The sequence below is a fragment of the Micromonospora sp. ABR4_055 genome (genome assembly GCF_056160425.1).
Genome location: NZ_JBSWXD010000255.1, coordinates 1 through 5,810, shown reverse-complemented (window position 1 = coordinate 5,810; position 5,810 = coordinate 1). Strand labels below are relative to the sequence as shown.

Annotated in this window: 6 protein-coding genes; 2 read left to right on the top strand and 4 right to left on the bottom strand. The window is 71.7% G+C overall.

The window, feature by feature from the left end; genetic code table 11:
* Positions 1-106: 106 nt before the first annotated feature.
* From ACXAHD_RS31185 to guaB, 3 genes are all read right to left on the bottom strand, one after another.
* Positions 107-475, bottom strand: a complete 369-nt coding sequence (locus tag ACXAHD_RS31185; protein WP_475055024.1) for a hypothetical protein — start codon at positions 473-475, stop codon at positions 107-109.
* Positions 472-1,590 (bottom strand): GuaB3 family IMP dehydrogenase-related protein, encoded by a 1,119-nt coding sequence (locus ACXAHD_RS31180; RefSeq protein WP_281551834.1) that lies wholly within the window; start codon positions 1,588-1,590, stop codon positions 472-474. Before ACXAHD_RS31180 ends, ACXAHD_RS31185 begins: the two co-directional genes overlap by 4 nt.
* A 72-nt stretch (positions 1,591-1,662) precedes the next feature.
* Positions 1,663-3,153 (bottom strand): IMP dehydrogenase, encoded by a 1,491-nt coding sequence (guaB, locus tag ACXAHD_RS31175; RefSeq protein WP_281555723.1) that lies wholly within the window; start codon positions 3,151-3,153, stop codon positions 1,663-1,665.
* 330 nt (positions 3,154-3,483) lie between these two features.
* Between guaB and ACXAHD_RS31170 the strand changes: the two genes are divergently transcribed.
* Entirely contained in the window at positions 3,484-3,915 is a 432-nt protein-coding gene (locus ACXAHD_RS31170; protein WP_281551835.1) for a DUF5319 domain-containing protein, read from the top strand.
* A gap of 6 nt (positions 3,916-3,921) precedes the next feature.
* On the opposite strand, the gene ACXAHD_RS31165 is transcribed toward ACXAHD_RS31170, so the two are convergent.
* A complete protein-coding gene (locus ACXAHD_RS31165) occupies positions 3,922-4,920 on the bottom strand; it encodes a response regulator transcription factor (protein ID WP_281551836.1) in 999 nt (332 codons plus the stop codon).
* Between the two features lie 280 nt (positions 4,921-5,200).
* Between ACXAHD_RS31165 and ACXAHD_RS31160 the strand changes: the two genes are divergently transcribed.
* Positions 5,201-5,629, top strand: a complete 429-nt coding sequence (locus ACXAHD_RS31160) for a WhiB family transcriptional regulator (protein WP_278173781.1) — start codon at positions 5,201-5,203, stop codon at positions 5,627-5,629.
* The last annotated feature ends 181 nt before the right edge of the window (positions 5,630-5,810 follow it).

The window sequence follows — 5,810 nt, the reverse complement described above, 5'->3', positions numbered from 1 at the left end:
CAACCAGTGGAAACTGTGGACGCTCGGTCAGGCCGGTGGTTGGGGTAACGCCAGTCTTGTTGCCTTCGAGGTGGTGTTGGGCAGGGGTGTCGTAAAAGAGGACCTTTTAAAAAACAATCCCGCCCAAGTCGAGGTTGAACCGGGACAGGTCCGCGGTGGCGGTGGCGGTGATCGTGGCGGTGCCGTCGAGCCGCTCGCCGTCCGGGTCGTAGCGCAACGCCAACTGGTAGCCGGCCACGTCGTAGCCGCCGTTGCCGTACGTCGGGAAGTAGGGGTCGCCGATGCCGGCCGCACCGGGTTGGAAACCACCCGCCGGGCTGTCGTCGTTTCGGTCGATTAGCTCCGGCAGGACGCCGCAGCCGGCAATGCCGGCGGCCAGCACCACCGTCAGCAGCGCGGCGACACCCGCCGGACGCCGCCGTGGCCCGGACCACCGACGGCGGCCCGGCGCGAACGACGGACAGCGGATGGTCACCGGTCGAGGACCAGACCGACCCGCTGGAACTCCTTCAGGTCGCGGTAGCCGCACTTGGCCATCGCCCGGCGCAGCCCGCCGAACAGGTTCTGCTGGCCGTCCGGGGAGTCGGCCGGGCCGAACAGGATCTGCTCCATCGTGCCCAGCGGCTCGTCGGCCACCCCGAGCGCGCCGCGCGGCAGCTTCGGGTGGCTGGCCACCGAATGCCACCACGCCCCGGCCGCCGGGGCCTCGGCACACAGCGACAGCGGCTCCCCGAGCATCACCGCGTCGGCACCGCAGCCCAGCGCCTTGGCGATGTCACCGGAGGTCTGCAGGTCTCCGTCGGCGATCAGGTGCACGTACCGGCCACCGGTCTCGTCCAGGTAGTCGCGGCGGGCGGCTGCCGCGTCGGCGATCGCCGTGGCCATCGGCACCCGGATGCCGAGCACTGAGTCGGTGGTCGACCACTCGTCCGCGCCGATCCCGACGATCACCCCGGCCGCACCGGTACGCATCAGGTGCAGCGCCGTCTTGTAGTCGGTGCAGCCGCCGACCACCACCGGCAAATCCAGGTCGGCGATGAACTCCTTGAGGTTCAGCGGCTCGTCGGTGGTGGAGACATGCTCCGCAGACACCAGCGTGCCCTGGATCACCAGGATGTCCACGCCGGCGTCCAGCACCACCGGGGCCAGCGCCAGGGTGTGCTGCGGTGACACCCGGGCGGCGACCGTACCGCCGCCGGCCCGCATCTGCCGGACCCGTTCGGCGATCAGCTCGGGGCGGATCGGTTCGGCGTACGCCTCCTGCAGCCGCTGGGTCGCCGGGTCGTCGTCGTCCAGCGCGGCCAACTCGCCGAGCACCTTGCTCGGGTCCTCGTAGCGGGTCCACAGCCCTTCGACGTTGAGTACACCGAGCCCGCCGAGCTCGCTCAACTTGGCGGCGCTTGCCGGGCTCATCGTGGCGTCCGACGGGTGCGCCACGCATGGGATCTTGAACTGGTACGCGTCGAGCTGCCACGCGGTGGAGACGTCGTCGACGTCCCGGGTCCGCCGGCTCGGCACGATGGCGATGTCGTCCAGGTGGTAGCCGCGCTGCGCGGTCTTGCCCAGCCCGATCTCGACCACGTCACGCATGGCATATCTCCGTCATGAACAGGTCGACCGCCCGGCGGCTCGGCCACCGCGCGGGCAGGTCGACGGCGTAGGTCAGCGGGTGTGGTAGTTGGGGGCCTCGACGGTCATCTGGATGTCGTGCGGGTGGCTTTCCTTCAGACCGGCGGCGGTGATCCTGATCAGTTGGCCGCGCTGGTGCAGGTCGTCGATGCCTTCGGCGCCGACGTACCCCATTGCCAGCCGGACCCCGCCGATCAGCTGGTGCACGACGGTGGCCAGCGGTCCACGGTACGGCACCTGGCCCTCGACACCCTCCGGGACCAGCTTCTCGTCGCTGAGCACGTCGTGCTGGAAGTAGCGGTCCTTGGAGTAGGAGCGGGCCTGGCCACGGGACTGCATCGCGCCCAGCGACCCCATTCCCCGGTACGACTTGAACTGCTTGCCGTTGATGAACAGCAGCTCACCGGGGCTCTCCTCGCAACCGGCGAGCAGGCTGCCCAGCATCACCGTGTGCGCACCCGCGACCAACGCCTTGGCGATGTCGCCCGAGTACTGGATGCCGCCGTCGGCGATCACGGGAACGCCGGCCGGGTGGCAGGCCCGGACCGCCTCCATGATCGCGGTGATCTGCGGTACGCCGACCCCGGCAACCACCCGGGTGGTGCAGATCGCACCCGGACCGACCCCGACCTTGACCCCGTCCGCGCCGGCCTCGACCAACGCGCGGGCACCGGCGTAGGTGGCGACGTTGCCGCCGACCACGTCGACCTCGGTGTCCCGTTTCAGGGCGCGCACCATGTCCAGCACCCCGCGCTGGTGGCCGTGGGCGGTGTCGACGATCAGTACGTCGACGCCCGCGTCGACCAGGGTCCGGGCCCGCTTGTACGAGTCGTCGCCGACGCCGATCGCGGCGGCCACCCGTAGCCGGCCGGCGTCGTCCTTGGTCGCGTCCGGGTACTGCTCGCTCTTGGTGAAGTCCTTCACGGTGATCAGCCCGCGCAGCCGGCCGGCGTCGTCGACCAGGGGCAGCTTCTCCACCTTGTGCTGGCGCAGCAGGGCCAGCGCATCCGCCTTGGCCACCCCGACCGGGGCGGTGACCAGCGGCATCGAGGTCATCAGGTCGCGTACCGGGCGGTTCTGGTCGGTCTCGAACCGCATGTCGCGGTTAGTGATGATGCCGACCAGGGCGCCCTGCTCGTCGACGACCGGGACGCCGGAGATGCGGTACCGGCCGCACAGTGTGTCGACGTGCCGCAGGGTGTCGTCCGGGCCGCAGGTCACCGGGTTGGTGATCATGCCGGCCTCGGAGCGTTTCACCAGGTCGACCTGGATCGCCTGGTCGTCGGCGGAGAGGTTGCGGTGCAGCACGCCGATGCCGCCCTGCCGGGCCATCGCGATCGCCATCCGCGCCTCGGTCACCGTGTCCATCGCGCTGGACAGCAGCGGTACGGACAGTCGCACGTTGCGGGTCATCGAGGTCACCGTGTTGACCCGGCTCGGGATGACGTCCGACTCGGCGGGCTGCAGCAGCACGTCGTCGAAGGTCAACCCGAGCGGCACCGCCCGGGCCGACCCGGCGGGCATCTCCGGCACGTGGCCGCCGAACGCGGCGGGGACCGGGGGCACGTGACCGCCGTTGGCGGTGCTGTCGACGACGGGCTGCTGGGTGGGCGAGTATTCCACGACTTCTTCCCCTGAGCTGGTCGGACGGTTCGCCTGAGGCCGGCGGCGGCTGATGCCCGGGCGCCGGGGCGGCAGGCGGCCCGGCGTGGGTGGCGGTTGACCGGCTCGCCCCGTCTCGCGGTGCGATGGTTCATCGTACCCACCGTCGGTCCGGCCGGACGCGCCACCTGCGCGGCCAGCCGGACCGGGTGGGGCCCACGCAGCCGGTACGGGTGGGACTACGGTGGAGGGGTGCACGAAGAGCCGATCGATCCGTTCAGCGGCGACCCCGCCGATCCGGCAGCCGGGCTGGAGGATCCCACCGAGGCCGGCGAGCCGGATTCGTTGACGCCGGCCGAACGGCAGGACGTGTTGGAGGACCTCGCCGACCTGGAGGTCTACCGGGCGCTGCTCGGCGCGGTCGGGATCCGCGGGCTGGTGATCGACTGCGAGGACTGCCGGGAGCCGCACTACTTCGACTGGGACCTGCTGCGTGGCAATCTGCGGCACCTGCTGGACTCCGGCCGGCCGAGGGTGCACGAGCCGGCCTTCAACCCCGACCCGGACCACTACGTGAGCTGGGAGTACGCGCGGGGGTACGCCGACGGCGTGCACGACACCCTGCGGGACGAGGCGGACGACGACCAGGACCGACCGGCCGACGACAAGGGCCGGCCGGGTTAAGGTCGGTCAGGCGACCAGTCCGGTACGGAATCCGGTGGCCACCGCGTGCGCCCTGTCCCGTGCGCCGAGCTTGCGGAACAGTCGCCGGGCGTGGGTCTTGACGGTGTCCTCCGAGACGAACAGGTCGCGGCCGATCTCGCCGTTGCTCTTGCCTTCCGCCATCCCGCGCAGCACCTGCAGTTCGCGTTCGGTGAGCCCGATCCGGCGTAGTGCGCTGATTCGACCGTCTGACGGCTGAGTGCCGTCCGGCCCGGCACCGTTCGGCCCGCCGCCGTTCGACACAGCGCCATCCGTCGGGGCGGTGCCGGAGTCCGTGTCCTGGTCCTGGTCCTGAGTCACCGTGCCGTCGGAGTGCGGGACGGGCATCGGTGCGCCGGCGGTGTCGGCGGCCGACGCCGTCGCGGCCGCGTCGTCGCGCTGGTTCGGCACGACGTTCGGCCCGGTGGCCGGGTCCGCACCGGCGGCGGCTGGCGCCGCCGGTTCGGCGGCGGCGCCGGTGACCGATCGTCCGGCGGAGTCGGTACCAGCGGCGGCAGCCCCGGGGTGGTGGGTCACCGCGCCAGCGGCACCGATGGTGGCGGTCACCGCCGGGGCCGGTGCGGCTGCTGACTGCTCGGTCAGCAGTGCCGGTGTACGGCGGCCCGGCGCGGCGAGCAGCAGCAGGGTCTTCGCCACGGCGGTGACCAGGTCGTCGGTGCCGCGTAGCAGCCCGCGGGCGCCGGCAGCCAGCGCGGCCGACGCCACCTGCGGGTCCTCCCCGCCGAACAGCACGATCACGCTGCCCGGCGAACGGGCCAGCACCCGGCGGGTGAAGCTTGCGCTGTCCGGACGGGCCAGGGCGGTGTCGGCGAGTACGATCTCGGCTGGCCGTTCGGCGAGCCGCAGCATCACCTCCGGTTCAGAGACTGCTGTGCGTACTGCGGCGGAGAGGCCGAGCCGGGCGGCGGCGGCGGCGATGTTCTGAGCTGCAATTACCGTTCGTACACACACGAGCACCTTGCGCACTTGTGACTCCCCTCTCCCGCCAGCAGCAGATCACGCGAGGCACGCTCGCTCATGTGCTTTGCCACGAAAAAAGATGAAAGTTCAGGACCGGCGGCCACGTCGCCGACCGGCTATCGCGCGCAGGTTCCGACCCGGGTGTTCCCACACGTTCCGGCACGGGTGATTGAGCAGTGGGACTCCCGGGTACCCCGGTGACATGAAGGACCGGAGCGCTTGCGCGGCCGGCCGCCCGGTCCTACCACGAAGTGTCCGCGGGAGCCGCGCGGAAGGAGGGGTGCAGATGTCGGATGTACGCCGACTGCCCGGACCGATCGTCGACCTGTGGGAGTGGCAGATCCTCGGTGCCTGCCGTGGCCGGGACAGCGCCCAGTTCTTCCACCCCGACGGTGAGCGGGGGTCGTCACGCAACCGCCGGGAGTCGGGAGCCAAGGCGGTCTGCCGGACCTGCCCGGTCCGCGCGGAGTGCGCCGCGCACGCCCTGTCGGTGCGCGAGCCGTACGGGGTGTGGGGCGGCTTCAGCGAGTCGGAACGGCTCCGGCTGCTCGCCCTCGGCTGGGAGGATCTTGCCGACCGCCGTGGCGGCCGGGTCGATGTGCAACGGCTGGAGGCCCGGCTGGGCCGACCGCACAAGTCGACCGTGCCGGCCCAGCGCCGGCCGGAGTCGGCCGCCGTCAGGCCGCAGCCGGCTGACTCGGCCACCGCCGCCTGACCGCGGCGAACTGTCACCTACCGCGCGGCTGCGGTCGCGGGGGGGGGGGGGGGGGGGGGGGGGGGGGGGGAGGGGAGGAGGGGGGGGGGGGGGGGAGGAGGAGGAGAAGGGTAGGGGGGTGGTGGGTACGAGGATGGCAGGGGGGGTCAAATGTTGATCGGTGAGCTGGCGCGGCAGGAAG